At 45.2% G+C, this 25,702-nt stretch carries 14 protein-coding genes; 4 read left to right on the forward strand and 10 right to left on the reverse strand.

Annotation, left to right across the window (positions count from 1 at the left end; translation table 11 throughout):
- Positions 1–21: 21 nt before the first annotated feature.
- The 4 genes from ACKI5J_RS08855 (at position 22) to ACKI5J_RS08870 (ending at position 9,613) form a co-directional block, all read left to right on the forward strand.
- Entirely contained in the window at positions 22–3,477 is a 3,456-nt protein-coding gene (locus ACKI5J_RS08855; protein WP_407428622.1) for a TonB-dependent receptor, read from the forward strand.
- Between the two features lie 10 nt (positions 3,478–3,487).
- Positions 3,488–4,966: a RagB/SusD family nutrient uptake outer membrane protein gene (locus ACKI5J_RS08860; RefSeq protein ID WP_407428624.1), complete on the forward strand. Its 1,479-nt coding sequence runs from the start codon at positions 3,488–3,490 to the stop codon at positions 4,964–4,966.
- Positions 4,967–5,068: 102 nt separating this feature from the next.
- A complete protein-coding gene (locus ACKI5J_RS08865) occupies positions 5,069–8,323 on the forward strand; it encodes a glycosyl hydrolase (protein ID WP_407428626.1) in 3,255 nt (1,084 codons plus the stop codon).
- Positions 8,324–8,326: 3 nt separating this feature from the next.
- The gene (locus ACKI5J_RS08870; RefSeq protein ID WP_407428628.1) at positions 8,327–9,613 is read left to right on the forward strand and encodes a hypothetical protein; all 1,287 of its coding nucleotides are present in this window, start codon (positions 8,327–8,329) and stop codon (positions 9,611–9,613) included.
- A 167-nt stretch (positions 9,614–9,780) separates the two neighbouring features.
- Here the strand turns inward: ACKI5J_RS08870 and ACKI5J_RS08875 are convergent, their stop codons facing one another.
- The 10 genes from ACKI5J_RS08875 to ACKI5J_RS08920 all read right to left on the reverse strand — a co-directional run bounded on the left by ACKI5J_RS08875 (position 9,781) and on the right by ACKI5J_RS08920 (position 25,679).
- The gene (locus tag ACKI5J_RS08875) at positions 9,781–12,000 is read right to left on the reverse strand and encodes a glycoside hydrolase family 3 C-terminal domain-containing protein (protein ID WP_407428630.1); all 2,220 of its coding nucleotides are present in this window, start codon (positions 11,998–12,000) and stop codon (positions 9,781–9,783) included.
- A gap of 60 nt (positions 12,001–12,060) precedes the next feature.
- Positions 12,061–12,240, reverse strand: a complete 180-nt coding sequence (locus ACKI5J_RS08880; RefSeq protein WP_407428632.1) for a hypothetical protein — start codon at positions 12,238–12,240, stop codon at positions 12,061–12,063.
- Between the two features lie 81 nt (positions 12,241–12,321).
- The gene (locus ACKI5J_RS08885; protein WP_407428634.1) at positions 12,322–13,653 is read right to left on the reverse strand and encodes a DUF5125 domain-containing protein; all 1,332 of its coding nucleotides are present in this window, start codon (positions 13,651–13,653) and stop codon (positions 12,322–12,324) included.
- Between the two features lie 14 nt (positions 13,654–13,667).
- On the reverse strand, positions 13,668–15,170 hold the full coding sequence (locus ACKI5J_RS08890; RefSeq protein WP_407428636.1) for a glycoside hydrolase family 30 protein: 1,503 nt from the start codon (positions 15,168–15,170) through the stop codon (positions 13,668–13,670).
- 10 nt (positions 15,171–15,180) lie between these two features.
- Positions 15,181–16,701: a RagB/SusD family nutrient uptake outer membrane protein gene (locus ACKI5J_RS08895; RefSeq protein WP_407428638.1), complete on the reverse strand. Its 1,521-nt coding sequence runs from the start codon at positions 16,699–16,701 to the stop codon at positions 15,181–15,183.
- An 11-nt stretch (positions 16,702–16,712) separates the two neighbouring features.
- A complete protein-coding gene (locus tag ACKI5J_RS08900) occupies positions 16,713–19,688 on the reverse strand; it encodes a SusC/RagA family TonB-linked outer membrane protein (RefSeq protein ID WP_407428640.1) in 2,976 nt (991 codons plus the stop codon).
- A gap of 222 nt (positions 19,689–19,910) precedes the next feature.
- A complete protein-coding gene (locus ACKI5J_RS08905; protein WP_407428642.1) occupies positions 19,911–21,530 on the reverse strand; it encodes a DUF6377 domain-containing protein in 1,620 nt (539 codons plus the stop codon).
- A 629-nt stretch (positions 21,531–22,159) separates the two neighbouring features.
- Positions 22,160–23,485, reverse strand: a complete 1,326-nt coding sequence (locus ACKI5J_RS08910) for a DUF4302 domain-containing protein (RefSeq protein ID WP_407428644.1) — start codon at positions 23,483–23,485, stop codon at positions 22,160–22,162.
- Positions 23,486–23,502: 17 nt separating this feature from the next.
- A complete protein-coding gene (locus tag ACKI5J_RS08915; RefSeq protein WP_407428646.1) occupies positions 23,503–24,816 on the reverse strand; it encodes a DUF4302 domain-containing protein in 1,314 nt (437 codons plus the stop codon).
- Between the two features lie 5 nt (positions 24,817–24,821).
- Positions 24,822–25,679 (reverse strand): putative zinc-binding metallopeptidase, encoded by an 858-nt coding sequence (locus ACKI5J_RS08920; protein WP_407428648.1) that lies wholly within the window; start codon positions 25,677–25,679, stop codon positions 24,822–24,824.
- Positions 25,680–25,702: the final 23 nt, after the last annotated feature.

Here is a 25,702-nt window from a genome sequence, read left to right on the forward strand (position 1 = left end):
AACTAAAACAAACTTAAAGGTATGAAAAATTATACCACCCGTGCACCTATTGCCCTAAAAAAGACACTCTGCCTGTTAGCCGCACTCGCATCCCTACTATGTTCATTGTCCGCTAAATCTCCGATTAATGAATCGCAATCTATACAGGATGTCAGAATTACGTTAAGTCTTAGAAATGCTCCGTTAAAACAAGTACTGACAAGTATTCAAAAGAAGAGTGACTTCCGATTTGTCTACAACGATATGGTCGTTAATAACTATTTGAACGTCACGCTAAATGAAAAAAGTCAAACGATAGCAAAGATCCTTGATGAGGCGTTGAAAAACACCAACCTGTACTACGAAGATGAGAATAAAAAGATCCTCATACTGGAAAAAACCAACCCTGTGAAGCCAGAGAATCCGGTAAGACTGCCCAACAAACAGACCGGACTAAGCGGGAAGGTTACCGACGAAAGCGGCGCCCCCTTGCCAGGAGTAAGTGTGATGCTGAAAGAGGACAGTAAAGTGATAACATCGACAAATGAAAACGGTGTATTCAGTCTAAATGTTCCGCCCAACTTGGCTGAAACTGGCACATTGGTGTTCACCTTCATCAGCTTCCGGAGACAAGAAGTGCCAATTGGAAATCAACGAACCTTTACAATAAAGCTCTTGCCTGATGTTAAACTGTTAAACGAGGTCGTTGTCGTAGGTTATGGAACACAAAGCAAACGCAATGTATCTACGGCTATCGCAACAGTTAAAGGCGAGGCGCTGGCCGACCTCCCGGTATCTAATCCAACTCAAGCACTGGTTGGGCAAGTTTCCGGAGTACTGCTACAACAAACAAGCGGAGCTCCTGGAGAAGCACCGGTGGTCCGGATAAGAGGCAATGGTTCTATCACAAGCGGAAACGGACCGTTATACGTCATCGACGGATACCCCACCAATGATGCTTCCCTAATCAATGCTATCTCTCCGCAGGACATTGAAAGCATGGATATCCTAAAGGATGCAGCCTCCGCCGCTATCTATGGCTCTCGAGCGGGAAACGGAGTAATCATCGTAACGACAAAAAGAGGTAAGACAGGAAAGACCAAATTTTCGTTTGATGCAATTACAGGCTTCGAAAACATCATGCAAAAATATGGATTGCTAAACAGCGCCGAATTCGTTGAAATGGCGAAGGAAGGGTTAACTAATCAAAACAGAGCAATCCCCGATTTTCTCAACCAACCGGAACGCTGGGCTAATACAGACTGGCAAGATGTTATCTTCAGAACAGCTCCTTTCCAGAATTATCAGATAAGTGCCAATGGAGGCACAGATAAGGTGCAATTTGCCATTTCCGGCGGCCTGGTAGACCAGCAGGGCATCCTTGAGAATACATATATGAAAAGGTATAACATCCGCGGAAGCGTAGATGCGAAACTTACTGACAAGGTGAAGGTTGGGCTAAATGTTCAGCCATCCTTCACCGAGAGACGGGTTCAGCAGACCACGGGTGGAAACACGTCAACAGGCGTAGATGGGATACTGGCAGAAGCACTGACAATGCCTCCTATCCTTCCGGTCTGGAGAGACAATGGTGACTACTTCGTTATTGTGCAGGATCCTGAAATGAAAACGATATTCAACGATGAGCTATCCAATCCGCTTATTAAACTCGATGCCAATAAAGATATTTTTTATACGTTCAGGCAAACGGGGAATACCTATATCGAATATAGCCCGATCAAGGGTTTACGTTTAAACTCGACTCTGAACATTGGTCTGGTGTCTGAAAAAGAAGAATGGTTTGTCGAGCCTTTTCTAGCAAGGGGCAATGGCAATACCGGCAACATTTCAACTCCCAATCTGGCTCAAATAAGAGCCCGGAGAAATAACACTACTAATCTCAACTGGTATTGGTCGAATACAGCAACCTACGACTTCTCCATGAAAGGGAACCATAACTTCACTGCACTCCTTGGTTATGATGCCGCCAAACAAAATGATTTCTACGTCACACTCCAACCGCGGACAGACAGGGATAACCCTGTAGCCTTTGTTAATGCCAATGTGAAAAATGTACAGGGTGCCGTATTAACACAAGGAACTTCAGAAAGAAGGGAATACGTTTTTGATGCCGTATTTGCCAGGTTAAACTATAACTACAATAGTAAATATCTATTGTCAGCGTCAATTAGACGCGACCGCTCCAGCCGGTTTGGCCCGAACAACCGCGCGGGAATATTCCCCTCTGTATCAGCCGGATGGAATATAAGTGAGGAGCCTTTCATCAAAGACAATTCGACCATCAGCATGTTAAAACTCCGGGCTAGCTACGGAGAAACCGGCAACGATCAATTGGCCGGATATTATCCCTGGATAACTACAATGCAACGAGAGTATTACGTATTCGGCACCACAGATGCTCAAGTCGTAGCATACAGACCGGGTGGCTTCTCCAATGCTGACCTGGGATGGGAGAAAAATAAACAAGTAGATGTCGGTCTAGATATCGGATTGCTGAAGAACAGAATAGAACTGTCCGCAGACTTCTACAATCGAAACAGCAATATAATCCTCAATGCGGACCTTCCAAGCCTGAACGGCAAAGCCTCATCCGTCATACAGAACGTTGGTAACGTGAGAAATCGCGGAATCGAGTTCTCCCTCAACACGCTGAACTTCAATTCTAACTTCAGATGGAGTACAAACTTCAATATCTCCTTCAACAGAAATAAGCTTGTCCGACTGGCTAGTGGACAGACGCAATTGAACAATCAGGGTGTTGTAAGAAATTATGTCGGCCGGCCAATGGGTGACCTGTACATGTATATTGTGGAGGGAACATTCAATAACGCCGATGATGTCGCCAAATACCCTAAATTGGGCTCTCAGGGAATAGGAGATCTCAGATACAGAGATGTATCGGGTCCGGATGGGGTGCCTGATGGTGTCATCAATGCAAACGATCAAACGCATGTCGGCAACTATCAGCCTGATTTCGTTTACGGACTAGGCAATACATTCTCTTTTAAAAACTTTGATTTAAACGTCCTTATAGACGGAACGCACGGATCTGAGATCTTCAGAAGTCAGGAATTACCGCTCGGTTTAAGCCGATGGCTGGAAAATGGCTCCAAAGAGTCGCTTGGCAGATGGAGATCCGAGGCAGAGCCCGGTAACGGAAGATATCACAGAGCTGGGTCCACCAATCTATCATCTAATATCAGCTCCAGCACCCGCTACTTGTATGACGGCAGCTTTTTAAGGATCCGTAATGTAACTTTGGGTTATTCACTTCCCACCAAAGGCTTGAACAAGCTAGGTATTCAACGTCTTAGGATGTATATCGCAGGCCAAAACCTGCTCATGTTTTCAAAAGTCGAAGGCTTTGGAAATCCCCAAGGTAACGGATCGGGAGACAACGCGACAAACAATGGCGTAGAAACAGGAACCTACCCACTTGCACGCAACATATCCCTCGGACTCAATTTAACCTTCTAAAGATACAATTATGACACATAACATAGTTTCACCCGCTAAATCTCTGATTTACGTTGTGCTTGTATTTCTCAGCACATCATGCAGCAAGGAATACTTCGATAAGTACCCTACAGATCAGCCGACAGAGAATACATTTTATTCGGATGAGGTGAGTGTAAAGCAAATGCTCAACGATGCATACTTCTCGCTCCGAGAATCCTACAGGTACTGTTTTGCATTCGGGGATCTTGCAGCTGATGATGTATATAATAGCAAATTCAACAATTCATCAGACCATATAACGATTAATGAATCGAACGTTGTCGCTGATAACGGAATTATCAATGAAATGTGGACCCGTTCCTATGCTACAATAGCAAGAGCAAATTTGGTATTGGAAAACATCGAAAACATCACTATCGATCCAGCTCGGAAAGCGCAGTATATTAATGAGGCCAAGTTCTTAAGAGCTTTGATGTATTTCAACATGGTCAGAATATATGGTGATGTCCCTTTAGTTCTTAAAGACGTAAAAACTCCGGCAGAGGCGCTGTCTTATACGAGGGAAAGCACCGAAAAAGTCTACGAACAGATCATCGAGGATCTTAAAAATGCAGAACAGCTTCCAGCCTCATACACCGCTAATGCAGACATCGGCCGGGCCACAAAATGGGCTGCCAAATCCCTGCTTGCTAAGGTCTATCTTACACGGAAGCAATATAATGAAGCTGACCTGAAACTTGCTGAAGTACTTGCTGGCCCGCCTGCTTCGGGAGCTAATGCATTTCACCTGTTAGCTAATTATGCCGATATCTTTGACGCAGCAAAACCGAATAATAGTGAAGTAATTTTCGCCGTCCAGTACGCCAGAGGATTTGATCCCTTGCAAGGAAATCCATTCGTCAATTATGCTATGGCAAATGAAGATATCGGAACCGGAATCTTGAAACGGGGAACCGGAACCTTTCTTATGACTGAAGCCCTTCATGCACAATTTGATTCTGATGACGCAAGAAGATCAATGATCTCGGAACTCACAGGTTCAAGACGAAGATATGTCTTCACAAAAAAATACTATGACAACCAGATGACTTCAACCATAGATGCCGGAAATGACTGGATCGTCCTACGCTATGCAGATGTAGTCTTAATGTATGCTGAAACTCAGAACCAATTAAGCAACACTACGATTGCTTTTAACTATTTAGAAGCAGTCCGCCAAAGGGCAGGCCTTACAACAGATCAAAGCTTAAGGAATAACCAGACGGCAATGAAATTGGCAATAGAGAATGAACGTCGTCTTGAGTTGTTTAATGAAGGGCATAGATGGTTTGACCTAAAACGTACAGATCGACTGATCCCCGTAATGAACGCTCATTTCGCCAGCGGTCTCTCGAACGACGAAATCGGAAGCGGTAATTCAGTGGAGGACTTTGAACTTGTCTTTCCGGTACCGAGATATCAGGTAAATTTAAATCCAGATAAAATCCAGCAAAACACTGGCTACTAAACCTCAAATTGCACAACTTATCTTCACTTACAAAGCAACAATAAGAATATGTATATAAGATGGCTTCATACTCCACTCGTTTTTATATTCCTGGGTTTACAGATGTCTCTCCAAGCCCAAGGTCACGATGACCATCTCAAAAACTTCAAAAATCCGCCGGAGTCTGCATGGCCCAGAACCTGGTGGCACTGGACAAAGAGCAACGTCACGAAAGAAGGCATTACAAAAGATCTTGAATGGATGAAGCGAGCAGGAATCGCTGGGTTCCAGCTCGCTGATGTAGCGGCTGGAAGCGGACAAGAGGTAGAAAGCAAGATAGTCTTTGGTTCAAAAGAGTGGCTGGAGGCTGTCGGCCATACCGCTACTGAAGCGGAGAGACTGGATCTGGAAATGGCCGTCTTCAGCTCTGCCGGCTGGAGCTTAACCGGCGGTCCGTGGGTGAAGCCTGAAGAGGCTATGAAGAAGCTGGTATGGTCTGAGATATCTGCAAATGGTGGCAAGCTCATCCAAACGCAACTACCCAAGCCACACGCTCCTCTCGGGCCCGGTCCGAACAATGTGGCCTCCAATATGGAGGATAACTTTTACCGCGACTTCTCTGTGATCGCCTTTCGCACTCCCGAAGACGAAATAAATGCTGAGGAAGCAAGACCAACAATTACAAGCAGTGGTTCGACAGCAGGAGCCGACCTCTTGCTTGACGATAACATCGGCACAGTATTCAATATCAAGCCAGAGAAGAACGGTGAAAAAGCCTGGATTCAACTCAGTTATCCCGTCATTATCACCGCCCGGGCTATCACCATCAATGCCGGCCGTCGCGGCATTCCCTTCGGAACGGTGCTTGGCAGTGCGGATGGTAAAAACTTCAAAACACTGACGTCCCTTCCGGGCAAGTCAGGATACAGGGGCGGTAATACCCGGACTTATACATTCCCTCAAACGAATGCAAAATATATCCGCATTGAATTCACCAATGCACCTCCACGCCCTGCGGATATAATTTCAGAGGCTACAACCCTGAAAGACACGGCCTATACCATCGCAGATATAAAGATCCACTCAGGAGGAAGGGTCAACCGTTGGGAAGACAAAGCCGGATTTAACCTCCTGTTTGAATACAGTGGAGTCTCCACTCCTGAGCTTCCATCTACCGCTGTAATCAAGCGGTCAGATATTATTGACCTTACAGAAAAGATGAGTACCGACGGTAAACTAAGCTGGAATGCACCCCAGGGCAAGTGGACAATCATGCGCTTCGGATACGCACTCACCGGAGCAAAGAACCGTCCTGCGGTGCCGTCCGGACTGGGTTATGAGGTAGACAAGCTCAGTCGAAAGCATACGGAATCGTATCTCAAGGGATACACGGAGCCAATAGCGAAAGCCCTGGGACAACTTTACGGTAAGCGCCTCCTTTACGTCATGCTCGACAGCTGGGAAGCAGGAATACAGAACTGGACTGAGGAAATGATCACCGAATTCGAGCAGCGTCGGGGCTACGATCCCACCATCTATCTTCCTGTACTTGCCGGTAAAGTTGTGGGTAATTCCCAAATCAGCGACCGTTTTCTCTGGGACTTCCGCCGGACGCTTGTGGACATGTTTGCAGAAAACCATTATGGTGTAGTTTCAGAATTCTTTCATAAACAAGGCATTAAAACCTATGGCGAAGCAGGTGGAGTCTCCCTCGAATCCATAGAAGATGCTCTGCTAAACAAGAAATACATGGACATACCCATGGGCGAATTCTGGGTAAAGGACCTGCACCCTTCATCCATGTATTATGAGGATGTCCGTGGGGCCGCTTCATCATCACATGTCTATGGTAAAAAGCTGGTAGCTGCTGAAGCCTTCACGGGAGGAAACTATGAATCACCCAACACATTAAAAAAGATAGGCGACTATTGGTTCACCCAAGGTATCAACCGGCTGGTGTTCCACACCTCTGCACATCAGCCTCTCGACACCAAGCCAGGTAACACAATGGTAGGAACCCATTTGCACCGGAATATCACCTGGGCCGAACTGGCAAAGCCTTTAATGACGCATTTCGCCCGTAACTCCTACATGTTACAAAGAGGCTTGTTTGTTGCAGATGTTGCCTATCTGCTAACCGAAGGCGCACCTTCAACCATGCCTTTCTGGCAAAGCGGATTACAGCCGGTCATGCCTGACGGATACGACTTCGATTACATCAATACCGATGTACTACTGAATCGCATGCAGGTAAGCCCCTCCGGAAAGTTAGTTCTTCCTGATGGCATGACCTATTCCATACTCGTATTACCCCAAACGAGCGAAATGACGCTTCACACATTAAAAAAGATAGAACAACTGATCAGCGGTGGAGCAACTGTGATCGGACCGAAACCTATAGTGGCATCGGGATTATCAGGATACCCGCAAGTTGATGCCGATCTCCATGAGCTGGCATCAAATATATGGGGAGATCTTGATGGAATCAGCCGAACAATCCGCACCTATGGAAAAGGTAAGATAGTTTGGGGTCAGCCATTGAAGCAGGTCCTGAAAGACCTGAACGTTAATCCCGACCTCAGCCTGAACTGCACAACAGACGAGGCATCATGGATACATCGCAAGGACGGTGAAACAGATATCTATTTTGTCGTCAACCGAACTGATTCTCCATTGAATTTAAGCACCAGGTTCAGAATAGGTGGAAAGAAGCCAGAATTATGGTATCCAGACTCGGGATCTGTGCAGCCTGCTGCATATCAGATAAACGATTCGCTGACGGATGTACCACTAAACCTTGCCGGAGGTCAATCAGTGTTCGTTGTATTCAACGAACGTACTGATATTACAGCGTTTAAAACACCACAAGAAAGCAAAGTCACATTAGCTATTCTAGGCGCCGGATGGGAGGTCAGCTTCCCTCCGAATAGCGGGGCCCCCGAAAAACTGCAAATCGATGAACTAAGGTCCTTAACCCATCAGGCAGATAGTGGCGTCAAATACTTTTCCGGTACCGCAACATACGCGAAAAATATCGAAGTGAAAAAGAACTGGCTGCGGCCCGGTCAGAGACTATTCCTTGATCTTGGGACAGTCAGAGACCTTGCGGAGGTTTATATTAACGATAAACAGGTAGAACTCTTATGGAAGTCGCCTTTCACTGTCGATGTAAGCAAACAGTTGAAAGCCGGCAAAAACCAGTTGATTATTAAAGTCACCAATCAGTGGACCAACAGGCTCATTGGTGACAAAGAAAATCCCCACACCAAAGTATTGGATGCCTATACCGCTCCCTTTGGAGCTCCATATACGTTAACCGAATCCGGACTGATAGGACCGGTAAAACTCATAGCCATTGAACCATCCAAAAACTTATAGCGAATGAAACCATTCAAGAAAACTACGATTCTAAGCGTCATGCTGCTGTGTGTATGTACCACCTTTGCCCAAAAAGCCCCTCCCGATACGGTAGCTGGTATACCCGTGAACTACGACGAAGGCAAGGTGGGTACATATAGCCTGCCTGATCCGCTCAGGCTTGCGAACGGTATGAAGGTAAAAGACAGTCGTACCTGGACAAATAAACGCAGACCTGAGATCATCGCGTTGTATGAACAGTACCAGTTTGGCAGAGTCCCCGCACTACCACAAAAACTAAGGGCAGAGGTATTTGATAAAGGTACCCCGGCCTTCAATGGTAAGGCCATTCGTAAACAAGTCCGGATTTATCTTGCTGAAGATACTTCTATCCACAAAATGGATCTTCTGATCTACCTGCCAGCCGATGCAGCAAAGCCTTCGCCCTTGCTGCTCAACGTTTCCTTTTCTGCCAACTCCAATGTAGTCAACGACCCCGGAGTTCGCCCCGGATTAGCATGGTCAAAAGAAGGAAAGAGAATACCGGCCCCGGCAAGAGAATTTGGCAAACTCAACATCGAGCAGTTTATTACTGCAGGAATCGGAGTAGCAACAGTCTGTTACACAGACATTGAACCCGATTCAAAAGAAGGGACAGAGTTTGGCATCCGCGCCTATTACGAGAAATCGTCCAATAGCAAACCTGCACCAAACAACTGGGGAGCCATATCAGCCTGGTCATGGGGGTTAAGCAAAGTGATGGACTATCTGGAAACCGACAAGAAAATAGACCCTAAAAAAGTTGCACTTACCGGCGCCTCCCGCTTAGGAAAAACGGTGCTCTGGACCGGTGCCAGAGATACGCGATTCGCCATGATCATCGCCAGTATCTCCGGTGAAGGAGGTGCTGCACTAAGCAGACGCAATTTCGGCGAGACGGTAAAACATATCACCGACACATCACGATACTACTACCAATTCGCACACAATTACCACAACTATGGCAACCGTGTGTCCGATCTGCCAATCGACGGTCACATGCTGATCTCACTTATCGCGCCAAGGCCACTGCTGCTTCAAACCGGCGACACTGATTTCTGGTCAGATCCCAAAGGAGAGTTCCTTGCTGCTCTAGCTGCTGAGCCTGTCTATAAGTTGTTTGGAAAGGATGGCCCGGGAACATCAGTTATGCCAGTAGCCGGCGATTCAAGCCTATTGAACACGCTAGGATATTTTATGCATAAAGGCGGACACACCGTACTTCCTTCAGATTGGGAGGTCTTTATAAAATACATGAAGAAACATCTTTAAAAGTAAAAGGCCGATTATGGACTGCCCCATAAAGTTAGAAACTTTATGGGGCAGTCCATTAAGATTAACGTCATCATTAGCACCGATGCCTATTAAATTTTACCTTTCTTCTTTATCTAAGCAAACTTTTTGAAGCATGCGAAAATATCGCTTTTCCTCAATATCCTCTACTTCAACCTAAAGCCCACAGACTGTCTGATATCCGTTGAAGACGCCCCAATTAAAGCCTTAAAATCTCCTGCCTCAGCTACCCAATCATGTTTAGCTGCATCAAAGAAACTCAAAGCAGTTTTATCTATAGTAAACTTCACGGTCTTGGTTTCGCCAGCTTTCAAGCTTACTTTTTCAAAAGCTTTCAATTCCTTAACAGGCCGCGGAACAGATGACTTCACATCATTAATGTATAACTGCACCACTTCCTGTCCTTCACGCTTCCCTGTATTTTTCACAGTAACAGAAAAAGTGATGTTATCATCTGCTGTCATGTCCTTCTGATCAGCAGTCACTTTGCCATATTCAAAACTGGTATAACTTAAGCCATGACCAAAACTAAACAACGGTTTAATATTTTCCTTGTCCGCCCAGCGATATCCCACAAAGATCCCTTCATTGTAAGTCTGCTCGCCTTTGCCGGGATAAACGCCCAACTTATGAGCTCCGTTGTCATCAAGTTTAACGGGAAACGTAAATGGTAGTTTTCCCGATGGGTTAACATCACCAACCAGTACAGAGGCCAAAGCGCTTCCAGCTTCTGTTCCCAGGTACCAGCCCTGCACAATAGACGGAACTTCATTAACCCATGGCATCGCCACTGCATTTCCAGAGATCATTACCACCGCCAGATTCTTGTTCACCTTAGTCAGCGCGCTAATCAATTTATCCTGATTGTATGGCAAACCCAATGACTTGCGGTCGTTACCTTCACTATCCTGTCCGTTATTTTTATTCAAGCCACCTACGAACACAACAAAATCTGCGGTTCTTGCTACTTCAAGCGCCTCCCTGGTTAGCTCCTCAGGTGAACGTTTTTCTTCTACATCACCGGTTTTCAGTCCATCCTGAGCTTTCGGTTTCTCACCAACATAGCCGCGCGCAAAAACAACTTCAGCCTCCTTGCCGATACGGTTCTTTATACCATCCAACGGTGAAATTTCGTACTTCGCTTTCAAAGAAGAACTTCCCCCTCCTACAGTCATTACCTTAATAGCATTCTCACCGATCACGGCAATTTTCTTAGCCCTTGACAGATTAATCGGCAGCGTATTGTCATTGTTCTTCAACAATACAATACCTTCCTGGGCAATCTTTCGTCCGGCAAGAGCATGCTCTTCGGTGCCAAAAGATCCGTAAGGACGCTTTGTATTCATGTTCGTACGGAACACCAATCTGAGGATATTACGTACCTTCTTGTTCACTTCTTCCTCTTTAACCTCTCCTGACTTCAATAGTTGGAGAAAAGGATTAGCCAGATAATAGTTATCGTAAGCATTGGATGCACCTTTAGAAAGCCCGTCGGTCCAGGATCCGAATTCCATATCCAGCCCATGATAAATAGCCTGTTTAGTATCATTAACACCGCCCCAGTCAGATACCACTACACCATCGAAATTCCATTCACCACGAAGGATATCATTCAGCAGAAACTGATTCTGGCAGGCCCATTGTCCCTTATATTTGTTATACGCGCCCATGATTGCCCAGGCATGACCTTCTTGCACGGCAGCCTTGAATGCAGGAAGGTAAATTTCGTAAAGAGTGCGATCATCGACCGTAACATTCACCGTGTGGCGATCTATTTCCTGGTTATTTAAAGCAAAATGCTTTACACAGGCCGCTACTCCATTTGACTGGACTCCCTGAATGTAAGGAACCACCATTTTCGAAGCAAGAAAAGGATCCTCCCCCATGTATTCGAAGTTACGTCCATTAAGAGGGGTACGATAGATATTCACGCCCGGACCCAACAAGACATTTTTATTACGATAACGGGCTTCCTCGCCAATCACCTTTCCGTAAAGGGCCGACATATCTTTATTCCATGAAGCGGCAAGGCAGGTCAGGGCCGGAAACGCGATACATGAATCATTGGTCCACCCTGCCTGGTCCCACTCATCCCAAAAAACTTCAGCTCGAATCCCATGAGGCCCGTCGGTCATCCAGTTTTCCGGAATTCCCAGCCGGGGTACGCCTGCTGAGCTGAACTTGGATTGAGCGTGAACCATCGCCACCTTTTCTTCCAGTGTCATACGCGACAAGGCATCTTCGATACGCTGCTCAATAGGTTTAGCTTCATTTAAGTAAACGGGTAAACTCCCCTGCGCTGAAACATTAGCAGCGAGGCTCACCATTAGCAAAAGAGTAAAAAACGGTTTAATTGGTTTGAACATGACTTGTCTTTAATTATTTAATGTGTTTTATCCATTCTAACAGAAGACTGCAGGCTGGTGTCAGGACACTTCCATGGAGTAGATGTCCAGATTACATCGCTCTTTCCTGTAAGCATCTGCTTCATTATTTCCAATGTAAGACACGTCTTTCTTTGTAGCATACCGGAGCTCACCGGCAGTTTGACCAAAGACTGTAACTGCGAGCAACAACAGGAGAAGGATAATTTGGATCTTTTTCAAAATACGTTTAGTTAAAAGGTTATCTACTAGGTGAGCCGGGTTCTCGTTGCCGACTCACATTAGCAAGATAAACACCTTATTCTATTTCTTTGTTACAGTCAATACCGCTTTGTCATTTCCGGCACCAACGTCGACTGTCAGAACATAAGTCGCTCCTATCTCCAAACTCATGCCGGCAGTTATCCCCAGGTTCCCCGAATCTCTGCCATTAGTACCATTACCAATAAAAATCACATCGCTTGTGGTCTTTATGTTATCGTGCTTGTATTCACCACCCCATCCTTTTTGATGGAAGAATTTAAAGTTGATATTATCGGCTTTAAACGTAGTACCAGCAACACCTGTGACCTGATATTTTTTATTACCGATAGGCGCCATGCACAATGCATTGTCTGTATTCCAGCCTACCTGGTTAGTGGCGATACCTGGCTTGCCAATACCTTCTCCGATAATCCAGATTGCACCGGTTCCGTCGGGTTGTAAAGTTGCCAGGCCCGATCCACTCATCGCTTCCACTATAAAATACTTCAGCGTGAAGTTTGCCGTGATACGGTACTTTCCGCTTATCGGAAGGAATGTAAGTATACCGTTCGCATCTTTACTAAAATAGTCGGGATCGATAAACCAGTTGCTGAGGTCTTCGATACCATCTATCGTAATGTCCTGCCCCTGGCTTACTGTCACATCGACCTTAAATCTGTTATCATCAATCCTGTCCATTACCGTACCGTTCACAGCATACGCGATGATAAAAGGAGACGCCTGGTAGCTGAACGTATTGAATGTGATAGCATACGTGCCCGATGAGGAATTGGAGAAAGGGATCTCCGTCGTTGAACCGATAGCAACGGCATTGTCTTCCCAGCCAAAAGTCATTTCATTTCCTGAAGTCCCAACTTTAGGTGCTTTGATATAACCCTTAACCGAGAACGGAAACACCTTGGTAGCGGCATATTCATGCAAACCAACGCGATCCATACGGTGTTCGCCAGTTGCGGTTACCAAAGTCAGGAAAGGAAAATCGGGCCTGGTCAATGGTATCTCAAGTTCTTTCTCTGAAATGGTGAGACTGGTATTTTGCAGTACCAGCTTCAATGTAGCCGTACCATCGGGTACATTCGCGTAGAACGGAACATAGATCTTGCCTGTGTACTCGCCATTGGTCTTAGTCCGGATAACAGTCTCCGACACCATCTCGTCGCTGTAAAATAACTGTGCTTTCAAAGTTGAAAGCGGAACCTCCGTGTCAGAAACATCAACCTGGAATTGCAAGCTATCACCAAAATGGGCTGCGCTAAACTCAGATGTAGGAGTAATAACAGGATTGCCCTGTTTAACGGCTTCATCTTTTTTGCAGGAGCTGGAAAGCATTATCCCCAGTGCAATAAATAGGATACCTATATATGTCTTCATAATCATATTCTTTGTTATTGCCAACGATAAGAAACTACAGATTTCGCTGGCACGTCATAACTGAAATGTTTTGCCCCTTCGCTTAAGGTTATTTTCCTGATCTCATTTGTGTCATTGAGCAAGACTACCGCATAAGTACCGTCAGTGTTCTTAAATGCGGAATAGGTTACGCCTGTGACAGAATACCCGCTTGCACCGATACGGACTGCGCCAGGCTTCACAACAGATGACAAATGACCAATCACATAGTAATGTGAATTCTTCTTAATCGTCTTATAATCTGCTTTATTAAGATCTACAGCACCATAACAAGTCTGGCATCCACCCGCTCTGTTCGGCCCCCGCTCTGTGTCCAGCATCAGGTTCCATACAATCACTGCCCTGCTCCAGTTATTAACTGTTCCGAGCCCCACCTCTCTCATATCTTCCATTAAGCGGGTAGCCAGGTTCTGGCCATCATTCCAGGTTCCGATAGACGTTTCAGTGAAGATCAGCTCCTTGTCAGGACGTTTTGTCTGAATATCCAAAAGCTCAGCTTTGTCTCCGCCATAGTTATGGTAAGCGGCTCCCGTAATATAAGCTGCAGCTGCAGCATCTTCGTAGACTTTCGCAGGATAGTCATTCTGCGAAGCGATATCATCGTAATTGTAATTATGGTCAAAGACATAAATCTTCGTATCAAGACCTGCTGCTTTGAGTTTCGGACCCAAAGCTGTTTTGATGAAAGTCAACTGTTCTTCCCACCCCATATAAAGTGAGGCGGAGTTTTTTCTGTTCAAAGGTTCGTTCTGCGGAGTTATCGCATAGATTTTGATCCCGTTTGCACCCATAGCCTGAATCCATTTGACGAAATACGTTCCGTAATCCTGGTAATGTGCAGGGTTCAGCTGACCGCTCGTCCAGGAGTTGAAAGGCTGCAGGTCGGTCAGGTTATTCACCTTCATCCAACGCGGACTTGTCCACGGGGAACCCAAAATCCTGAGGTTTGGATTGATAGCCAGGATCTCTTTCAAGACAGGAATAATATAGTTGATCTCCTCATTTTGCAATCCGAAATTCTCGATGCCCGGCGTGTCCCAGCAGGTGTATTCACTTAATGAAAAGTCAGAACACCCGATGGCTATCCGGACGTAGCTTTGTCCCATTCCTTCCGTTTCCGAAAATGTCTCCTTCAAAAATCTGGTCCTGTCAGCCTGGGCCATTTTCAGCAAATTATAACAGGTTGAGCCTGTTATTGCCGCACCAAAGCCGTCCATTGACTGATAGCTCTGAGAAGGATTCAATGTTATCGTATTGGGAGACATATTAGACTTCTTGCTGAAATCAACAAACTTCTTAGCAAAGTCCTGTGAACGGGTATTGGTAGTTACATACACCGTAACATCACCACTGGCAGGAACTTCCGGCTCAACGGGCTTTTCCGGTTCCGTTTTATCAGTGCCGCAGGCTGTGACAATAGAGCCTAAAAGACAAAAGGCAAGGGCTATGCCCTTTGAATTTCTTATATATTTTTTCATTATCGTTATTTTAATAACCTGGGTTTTGGATCAGTTTAGGGTTTTGGTCGATCACTGCCTGAGGAATCGGAAGGCGATAAGATGTTTGGTTAAAAGGATAGACCAGGCCCTTTCTACCCGAATCTTTAGCATACACCGTATTCATTACATCCTCAACCTGATCAAGACGGACCAAATCGAACCAGCGCTGACCTTCAAAAGCCAATTCCAAGCGGCGCTCTTTCAACAGGGCGGTTAACATTGCATCCTTATTGCTGCGCACGGCGTTTGTCAACTTTGCAAGCCCGGCTCGCTCCCTAATCCTGTCGATGATGTCGGCCGCAGCAGAAAGATTAGGGCTCCCCCCCATGATCAAAGCCTCCGCTTTCAACAGCAGCACATCTGCATATCTGAACTTAATGATATTGTTGTATGCCGACCGGGTTTTAAACATAAAAGGATAATTACTTGCAGGATAATAATTACTCCAGGATGTTTGATAATACACCACCGATTCCGCGAAACGTTCCTGGTCACCCTCATCCTGAAATGCCTTAATCAGATTGCGTGAAGGAGTGATCCATTTCGCCCATGTGAAATTATTATTATAGTTCGTCAAATCTCGGCCCAGCATCCAGGTTACCCAGTTACCGTTTCCGGAAACAAACTGAGCTTCGAGGATAGACTCCTTGGTATTTCTTGCCTTGGCGTCTGTGTTGGCTGCATTCATACCGAACAAGTCGCTAAAGTCTGCCACCAGGTCAAAGCCATCTGCGTCAAGCTCATCCGCGTACCGTACAACTTTTGCGTAATCTCTCAATGGTTTCTCAGCATAAATCTTAGCCAGCAGGGCACGTGCAACCGACTTGGTAAAAAGGGTTTTATTTGCGGGATTATTCTCTGGGGCAGAAACCAATGCCTCCGTCAGATCTTTCTCAATCTGCTTGTAAGCCTCTTCTTCTGTATTTTGTGCAGGAAAATAATCATCATAAACTTCCCCAATAGTTTCGGAGGTTATATCCCCCGCCTCTTTGGTGATTACCGGAATGTCTCCCCAGAGGCGAACCATATCAAACAGTACCATTGCCCTGAAAATCTTCCCCTCCGATTTAATTTGTTCCCTTTCGGCAGGACTAAACGTATTGTCGACCACTGAGTCTACGTTATTAATCAAACGGTTTGCCCGGGCAACATCCTCCATATACCTGTTCCAATCCCTGTTAATAACTGAATTTGACCCTTCAATGGAATTTGTTTCAAACGGAACCACCTCTGCTCCCGTTGTCCCGGCATAGGCGTTATCTGCATGCGACTCCGCAATCAGCAATAGATCGAGGTACCAATGCTCCTGGCGGTCCCTCATTTGGTTATACAACGTGGTAAGATGACTCAGAACAGCCGCTTTGTCTTTGAAAACAACCTGAACCCCCTCTTCATTAACCCCTTCTGTTACGTCCGAGTACGTATCCAAAGGATCTTTTACTAAGGAACATGAAGCAGCTATTAAAAGGATACTGCAAGCTAAGCCGTGATATATATATTTAAGTTTCATGTGGTTATATCTTAAAATTCAACATTAACACCGAGGACAAATGATTTACTCTGCGGGTAGGTACCCCAGTCTATTCCTTGTACGGCTCCGTTATTTCCCCATTGGTTAACCTCCGGATCCATCCCGGAGTAGTTGGTCCAGGTTAACAGGTTACTTGCAGAGACATATGACTGCAAGCGACTGATCTTTAATCGCTTAAGAAGCTCACCCTGAATATTATAAGAGAGTGATACATTTTTTACCCTCAGATAACTGCCGTCTTCTATGAAATAGCTGGAATTTCTTATATCAAAACCAGCCTTGGGCACATCTTTAATCTGACCCGGCACCCGCCATCTGTCCAACACTCTGGTGGATTGATTCTTTCCGTCGTACATCCCTTCTGTCTCCATCCTGGAGGCATTGAAGATATCATTACCGTAAGAACCTTGAAGAAATACACTTAAACTGAAATTTTTATAAGAGAATGAATTGGTCAATCCGAAGATAAAGTCAGCGTTCGGGTCTCCTATATACGTTCTGTCGGTTGAGGAGATTTTGGAATCTCCATTCAAATCCCTGTACATCAATTGTCCGGTTTCCGGATCAACACCATCACTGATATATCCGAAGAATCCACCTAATGATCGTCCCGGTTCATTACGGACAACCGCCTCATTGACCGTATTGCTCGTTACAGCATCACTGTAAATCTTTTGCAACTCCAGACTTTCCAGCTTATTCCGGTTGAAAGAAATATTGAAATCAGTACTCCAGGTAAATGGCCCGTTCAGGTTTTGAGTATTTACCATAACTTCAAAACCTTTGTTCGTCATCTCTCCCTCATTTCTGGCGATGGTATTTGCAGCTGCCGCTCCGGCAGGCAAGGACACATTCATCAACATGTCAGTAGTTCTCTTGAAATAATAATCCAAATTAACTGTCACACGATTTTTGAATGCGGTAAAATCTAAGCCGACATTGGTCTGGGTGGTTGTTTCCCAGGTCAGATCAGAGGTGCGTAGATTTGCCTGGCTGATCGTAGGAACCGCGTTTTCCTGCCCTTCCTTGAACCACTCGATACGACCAATATTGTAGCGTTGCAAATACGCATAATCACCAATACCCGACTGATTTCCGGTTTGCCCCCAGCCTCCCCTGATTTTCAGGTCATTCAGCCATTCTATTCCGCTCATAAACTCTTCGGATGACAGCCTCCATGCCGCAGAAAAGGACGGAAAATAGCCCCAGCGATGATCAGGGTGAAGCTTCGACGATCCATCAGAGCGTATGTTGGCTGTTATAAGATATTTACTATCATAGTTGTAAGCCACGCGTCCGAAGTACGACATGATCGCCCAGTCTGAAGCTCCAGACCCTGTATTGCTCCAGCCAATTCTGTTTGCCGCATTCAGGGTTTGTATCAGATCGTTACGAAAATGGGAACCGTTGATATAGCTGTTGGTGTAGTCGGATTCGGTATACGAGGAACCGGCCATGGCTTCTATTCCGTGCTTTCCAAACGTCTTATTGTAATTTAATACATTATCGAATGTTAAAACCGTATTCATATTGCGGTTGTCAGACGCTTCTCCGTATTGATTTCGGCCCCAGGTAGTGGAGATGGGATCCAAAAAGGTAGTGATCAGGGCATTTCGTCTGTCAACGGTGAACGATGACTTGAAGGTGACCTCTGGCGCAAACGTAATTAACGCATTACCGGAAGCGATGAGCCTGTTTTCCCTGTCTTTGTTGTTTTTGCTGCGGGCCATATTCTCTAGGGGACTTGTAATATTGCCAACCCCGTAAAAATTGTTGTAATACTGGTTAGGATTGTCGGGGTTCCAGACAGGCGCGTAGGTTGGCGTATTGACCACTGAAAGGATTACGCCGCCACGATTAGCTCCCAAACCGGTCGTAACGCCGTTGCTGGCATAATCTGCATAGTTAATATTAGCACCTACAGTCAACCAATTGCGGACTTTGTTATCGATGTTTGCTCTAAAGTTATAGCGCTTAAAGAAGGAGGTATTTAATACCCCGGTTTCATTCAGATATCCCGCAGACAAATAATACTTCAACTTTTCAGTACCATCTGATATAGAGAGCTGATAGTTCTGCAGTTCCCCCGTCTTGTACGTTTCGTCAAACCAGTCCGTTTGATCAGTCAGACCTTCAGGAAGCGTTACAAGGCCTATTTCATTCTGCAAATCCCGATACTGCGAAAAGTTAAGAACATCAATTTCGTTGGTAACCTTGTTTTGGGTAAACTGGCCGTTAAAAGAAATCTTCGCATCTCCGTTCTTTCCCGCCTTGGTTGAGATCAGTATTACCCCATTTGCCGCACGCGAGCCGTAAATTGCAGCAGAAGAAGCATCCTTCAGGATCTGCATGCTCTCGATGTCATTTGGTGAAAGAAACCTGATGTTATCGACAGGCACACCATCAACCACATACAGCGGATCGTTACTGCCGTTGAAAGAAGTTGTGCCCCGAACGCGAATAGACATTTCCGCACCCGGCGTCCCGTTTGGCTGAATAACTGAAACTCCTGCTGCACGCCCCTGAATGGCCTGTGCAGCAGACACGATCGGTCTCTGATCCAGATCCTTCGTTGAGATAGTGGAGATTGCTGTAGTTACATCCTTTCTTTTCACGGAGCCGTAGCCAATCACAACGACGTCTTCCAGCTGGTTCGCAGACGCCTTTAGCCGGATGTCGACCCTGGCAGCGTTTACCGGTATTTCAAGAGGCTCATAGCCAATATAAGTGACAACTAGTATGGTACCAGGGGCTACACTTGCCAAAGAATAGCGCCCATCGACACCTGAGGATGTTCCGGTTTTTGTCCCCTTTATGATGACGGAAACTCCGATCAGCGTTTCGCTGGTGGCGGCATCCGTCACCACACCTTCTACCCGAAAATTTTGGGCAAGAGCAGGTGACAGCACCGCGCAGCCGAAAAAAATAAAAAGCTGCAAAAGTCTTTTGGTAAATAAAAGCCTCATAAATTCGTGATTTAGTGGTTAGTTAAATAATTGATTCTTCGCAAAGCGATGGTAGATATCTGGGCTTGGCTTATTGGTTAGCTCAAAGGTAAAGACATAAAATCCCCTTGAATTTCGTTGCACTAAAAAAGTACCTACAAAAAACCACTATAAACTAATAAACAATTAGTTACCTAATTAAACAAGGCAAAAAAAGTACTGATTTGGGGGGAAATAAACGGGTTAATCGCGCTTAAGAGTACCTATTTCCTTCACCATTTCTTCGAAGCTATCACGGGACACCGCCTTATTGCGAACCTTAGTCCGGTAATTGTAGACCGTCCGGAGTGAGTATCTCAGGAAACTTGCAATCTTAACACTATCGGTAATGCCGAGGCGAATCAGGGCAAAGATTCTCAATTCCGTGTTAAGCAGTTCCCCGTGACGGGGATGAATCCTTTCTTCGGTCACCAGCAGCACATTGAAATCGCGTACGAATGTGGGGTAAAGATTCAGAAAGATGGTATCAAAATTCTTGTACAGCTCTTCCAATTCCGTTTCTACGATACTGGTTGATTTTAGTGTCTTAAACAATTCATCAAGCTGATTATTCGCCGCTTTCTTATGTAAGCTTTTACGGTAGTTTTCCAGCTTATCGATATAGGTAGAACACAGGTCAAAGAAATGAGCGATATACTCTTCCTTGATGTGATTTGATTCGGAGAGATTGTCATTAGCCTGCTGCAACTCATTATTCAGCTTACTCAGCTGTTCATTCGTTCTGAAAAGCTCTCCGCGGATTTTCGAAACCCGCTTCATTTGTTTGTAGGTGTAAATTATCCCTGCGATAAGGAACAGGGACAGGATACTTATCAAAATCAGATACAAACGGAATTCCATCTTCTGTTTCTTCTCCTTTTCCTGGAACGATGCATTTATAATGGGATAGAAAGAAGAGCCTTCTACGGTCCGATATCTGACATTGCAAAAAAGTGCGTCGCTTACGGCTGCCTCAATAAACCGAAAGGCCTGGTCAATATCACCTGCCTTATAAAAAGTCAGTGCCAGGCTTTGCAGGGAAGCGTTATCTTTAATGGAGTTTTCCACATCCGTAATAGCTGAAATGGCAAAATACTGTTTTTGCAGATCACTATTCTCATCGTTCATATACATGCGGCCCAACAAGTAGGCTATCACAGCACGTTCAGGATCTTTGTCCGTTGTTTTGTCTAATAGAGATAACAGGGCGACCTCAGCATCTTTGCGCTTCCCTTTGAAGAACATATTTTCAGCGTGCGTTATCTGATATTTCAGAGAACCAGGATCAAGTACCATTAACAAAGAATCTCGATATAGCTCACTCTTTGTATAGTACAAATTATTATTATTACTCTGACCGTAATGACTGCAAAACTCGTTATAGCATTCATAATAATCCGGAAGAAGCTTCGGGTCCAGGGCGATCCTGTTAATATTGTCCAGCAAGTTCTTCGATTCAATATAAAGACCCTCCGTTGAATACAACCATGCAAGCTCAATTTCAGCTTTATGGCGCATATACTGGCTCCCAAGATCTTTCGCTATCTGAACATTTTTGAGTATGTAGAATACCGCCGAATCTGATTTATACTTTTTGTATTCATAGCAGAGCTTCAGATTAATATCATAGGTCTGCTGAGGTGACAGATTTCCGATACTTAGCAATTGCTTGATAGCCTGAATCTTCTCTTCCTTATTGGCCATATAAAGCTGCCTGTTATCCATAACCTTGTCAAGACGCTTATATAAAGAATCCACATGGGTAATGGAAAAAGCAAATTGCCCTGCTAGTGCAAGAAAGACAGTTAATACAATGGTTTTCAAGTTTGCGTAGAAATGGTTAAATATAAGCTATTCGTTGCGCCTTCGGGATATTGATTTATGAGAACCATTACGGTAATCAATCACCACCAAAATTAGGCATTTGGACTTAACTTATACCGTTTTGATTCTGTTTCAAAATATTTATCTTAGATCTAGTGATCCGGAAGGGGACATAAACAGAATGCTACTGCGCTGACTGGATGACTGACGACGTTTCGAACTGAGAAACCATAAAAACAATGCATATAGATTCAGCAAGGATTGCGGGGAAAAGATTGTTGCTCCTGAGCATCTTTTCTGGGCTCTATCTCACTCTGATAGTAAGTGAGGTCCTAGCACGCTTTGACTCATATGCTTGGGTGGGAGCCGTAAGGGAGCTATTTACAATTCCGGCAATTCTATTACAATTTGCGCTGTTTATCTACGCGATCTATCATGCTGTATCAAAACGAAAGCTAGAAACGTATTCGGTTATTATCATAGCCATTTTCCTTGCCCTTACGAGCTGGGCAATCCTCGGGGAATAGCAGGGATTACAGTTCCGCTTTAATTGCCACTAAAAAGCCGTTCAATGATCATTGAACGGCTTTTTAGAATATAGTGAAGATTTCAAGTCTGTAAACGACGTTTTACTGTATCAGGCTTTCAAAGAAACCAGCGAAGAAAACCGATGGCGTTTCTACACTCTTAAACTGACCCAGCGAACCAGCGCTCGCTGTATGGTAGTAGTCAAGCGTATAGGAGCCGGTTTGAATGATATCGGTTAGCGGCTTCATCTGCGGCGCAACAAACTCAGCATTACCTCCCGCCACCGTACTCGTATTGGTTGGCAATTGTGTAAACTTAAACACGCCATCCGCAGATTTTGTATAGGTGTACGAATAGGTAGCCTTGTAAAGAGTTGTCTCAGTAAGGTTCCAGAAATAGACGTTCAAGTTCATGCTCTTATCTTTATCATTCATATCAAACTCCATCACGTACAGGTTATATCTCCTTGCGTATAAGGCATCATCCGCTGAAAGCCATATATTTCGAAAAGATACTGACCAACCGGGAATGTTCATGTAATAAGGTGAACCTAATGAGAACAGATTATAATTGAAGGTTCCAAGTAAGTATTGCGGGGCGATCACCGGGATATCGGAGGACTCCAGATCTATCCTTGAACCACCGATCTCTGCATATAGCGTTTCCCCATTTTCGTCCCAAAGCAATTCATAGACCTTCTTATCGCCCACAAGAACAGGGTTCTGAAAGTAGATTCCCTTGCTTGTGTAGCTATAACCGGATGCCGAATATTTCAAACCCGAAGCGCTATTAATCGCACTGGAGCTAAAAGCCTTACTCACAGGGTTGACCGAGATCTGCGCCGTAGTTGAGGCGTCGGCCTTAAGTACCAAATAGACAGTGGAAAAAAGATAATCTGAAACCTGCTTCCGTATCTGGGATACCTTTCCTGAAGCGTAAAGCAGAGCATTAGCGGCGTTGGCTTTAACAAGCTTCAGCTCATTGCCGTACCGGTTCCCCAGAAGGTTGATGGTGTCACCGGCTGTCGATTTGTAAGCATACTCCCTATCCACCCCTGCCTTCTCCAGGCTATCCAGCTGCGAGCCTTCTTCGAAAACCAACGTCGGATTTGTCGTCTGTGTAGTCTGGATACTTATCTTACTGGTGGATGGCGCAGCAAGTGTACTACTATCCAGATCCAGGTACATAACGGCGTCTTTAGCCACCGTATCGAGCTTCAGATAGCCACTGATAAGGCGACCGTCCCGCAGCTTAAGCATGGTGGTCCAGCCGTCTGATCCAGCCGCAAGGCTGCTCTTGAATGCTGTCAGCTGCTCCGCGGGGTCGGCAAACGACTTCTCTACTTCGAAGCCGAGATCTTCGGATTTTTTGCATGAGCCCAATAATATGCTCAGCAAACCCATATATACAATGATCTTCTTATTCATTTTCTCAATTCTAAACCTTAATTAAGCGTTCCCGTAAAATAAAATGCAGTGTGTTGCTGACTCGTCAAACGGCCGAGCAAACCTGAGCCAGTGTCGAAATAATCAACCTTGAAGCCATCTCCCTCTATATACTTTAACAAGGAATTCATGTTTGCGGTAATCAGAGACGCATTTCCGTTAGAAGACAAACGAGTGAAACGGAACACTCCATCAGCAGACTTATTATACGAATAGTCGTAAGTGGCGGCGAAATTAGCTGTACCCTGAGAGATGATGAGGTTGATGCGCATCGAATTGGTGTTTGCATCAAACTGGAAGGACATCGTCCTCATCGTAAGCCTGTAAGGTCCATTCAAAATACCTATACGCGCATTATTATACTCGTCCACAAATAAGGGAGATGTACCCGGTAAAGGATTAGTACCCGTTCCCTGAGGGACATCAATTGACGAATAAACCACTCCCAGAAGCGCACTTAACGGAGCAGAAGGGGTAGTAGAAGGTTGAACGGAAATTCGGTTTGTCCCAGAGATCGTATAATACTCACCGGACTCAGCATCCCAAAAAAGTTCATCAAACGTAAGAACCCCTAACTGAAACGGCTGTGATAGATGAATTCCATAAGTAGTATAACTATAGGCCGAGGTCAAAATCTTGTCTTCCCCGTTTTCTGAAAAAGCCAGGGCAACCATTTTACTTCCAGGTGAGATAATCGTTTCATACTTAACATCGTTCACCTGCATAAAGCTAAAAGGCGTTGCAGAAGCATATGCATCGGCATTTTCCTTCATCTGCTGCAAAGCACCAGCCTTGTATGCGTCGGCTTCCGCTTTAGTAGCTCTTACCAGGATCAACTTACTCCCCAGGTTGTTCCCCGTTAGCCGTATCGTGTCCGAGCCAGCTGAATCTATCGCGAATTCAAAGTCAGAGAATCTTCCCGAGCCTACCACGCCACCGATTACTGTAGGATCCGGATCTGCCAGCAGGTGCATGTAAGAATAGGTGTCAAACAGGATGGAGGGTTTCTGCACTGCCTTCAGCCTATAAGAGCTTTCGAACGGCGCTGCAGCACTTTCCTCGTCAATATCAGCGAACATCGTTACGCGATTGCTTGCTGTGAAGTTGAACAGAAAGCTATAGGCTTCCTCGCCATTGGTATAAAGGAAGGCCTTCCAACCATTTTCCGCCCCAATCAATTGTGTGCTGTAGGTCTGCATGGCTTTGTCCAAACGTTCATCGGGCTTTTCCCCGAATACCGACCCGCTATCGTCCTTCTTGCAAGAGGCAAACGCCAGAAGAACAAACAGTATATAGAGATATATCTTTTTCATATTCATTATTTATTGCTGATCACTTTATTAAGCTCTGTTTGCACCGCAGTCTGCAGCGCATAGAAATCTATCTTCCATGAATCTTTAAAGTACTTTACTACAATCTGTTCTTTTTGACGCAGCAGTGGTTGCACCGCCGGAGGACAGCTGGCGACAATGGCATCAAAGCCCTGCCGGCCTTCGATAAGCATGGTCGAAATCATTTCCACGAAGTCCTCGTCTGGCGAAGCCCTGGAATAGCTCGTCACAAAGCCCAGTTGATTGGCCTCAGCATCTGTGTAATTGAACCAGGTAGAAGTATATTTGCCTACTGTTATGCTCTTATACTCCGTAGGGTACAAAATGGTTTGGTGAAGGATGTGTGCGAATTCATGGTGGATAGTATGGAGTTGTTGTTTCACCTCCGACACATCACTGGTCTGGAAGGAATTCACTGTATAAAGCACAATCTTACGCCCTCCTTCCGCAGTTCCCAGGGTAATCGTTCCGTTGGCGTTAAAAGCAGGGCTTCCAACCAGCACGAACTGTTTAGGAGCATACTTCTTGATAAATGCCTCCCCTGCCAATTGATTATAAGGTGTGATCCATACTTGTTTCACGGCATCCATCAACGGTATGACCTGCGATTCTTTAACAGGAACCAGATTCTTATTCTGGTCAAGCTCAAATCGGTCGAAGCGATATTTCACGTCGATATTATAGGGCGAAACATAGTTATCAAATAACCAGTCATCAAGAGGACCTTTTACCCATGTTTCTCCGCCAAGGTCGACAATTGTGCCAGACAGGTCTTCATCTTTGGAACAGGATGAAAAGCCGGCTACAAGCGTCAGCAGCAAGATATATAGTGATTTTATTTTCATTGTCTTTAGTTTTATCGGGTTCG

Source organism: Arcticibacter sp. (assembly GCF_045629565.1).
Taxonomy (GTDB): Bacteria; Bacteroidota; Bacteroidia; order Sphingobacteriales; family Sphingobacteriaceae; genus Arcticibacter.

Excerpts from the sequence above, each read along its gene's own strand:
- ACKI5J_RS08855 (WP_407428622.1), top strand. The coding sequence starts at position 22 with ATGAAAAATTATACCACCCGTGCACCTATTGCCCTAAAAAAGACACTC.
- ACKI5J_RS08860 (WP_407428624.1), top strand. The coding sequence starts at position 3,488 with ATGACACATAACATAGTTTCACCCGCTAAATCTCTGATTTACGTTGTG.
- ACKI5J_RS08865 (WP_407428626.1), top strand. The coding sequence starts at position 5,069 with ATGTCTCTCCAAGCCCAAGGTCACGATGACCATCTCAAAAACTTCAAA.
- ACKI5J_RS08870 (WP_407428628.1), top strand. The coding sequence starts at position 8,327 with ATGAAACCATTCAAGAAAACTACGATTCTAAGCGTCATGCTGCTGTGT.
- ACKI5J_RS08875 (WP_407428630.1), bottom strand. The coding sequence starts at position 12,000 with ATGTTCAAACCAATTAAACCGTTTTTTACTCTTTTGCTAATGGTGAGC.
- ACKI5J_RS08885 (WP_407428634.1), bottom strand. The coding sequence starts at position 13,653 with ATGAAGACATATATAGGTATCCTATTTATTGCACTGGGGATAATGCTT.
- ACKI5J_RS08890 (WP_407428636.1), bottom strand. The coding sequence starts at position 15,170 with ATGAAAAAATATATAAGAAATTCAAAGGGCATAGCCCTTGCCTTTTGT.
- ACKI5J_RS08895 (WP_407428638.1), bottom strand. The coding sequence starts at position 16,701 with ATGAAACTTAAATATATATATCACGGCTTAGCTTGCAGTATCCTTTTA.
- ACKI5J_RS08900 (WP_407428640.1), bottom strand. The coding sequence starts at position 19,688 with ATGAGGCTTTTATTTACCAAAAGACTTTTGCAGCTTTTTATTTTTTTC.
- ACKI5J_RS08910 (WP_407428644.1), bottom strand. The coding sequence starts at position 23,485 with ATGAATAAGAAGATCATTGTATATATGGGTTTGCTGAGCATATTATTG.
- ACKI5J_RS08915 (WP_407428646.1), bottom strand. The coding sequence starts at position 24,816 with ATGAAAAAGATATATCTCTATATACTGTTTGTTCTTCTGGCGTTTGCC.
- ACKI5J_RS08920 (WP_407428648.1), bottom strand. The coding sequence starts at position 25,679 with ATGAAAATAAAATCACTATATATCTTGCTGCTGACGCTTGTAGCCGGC.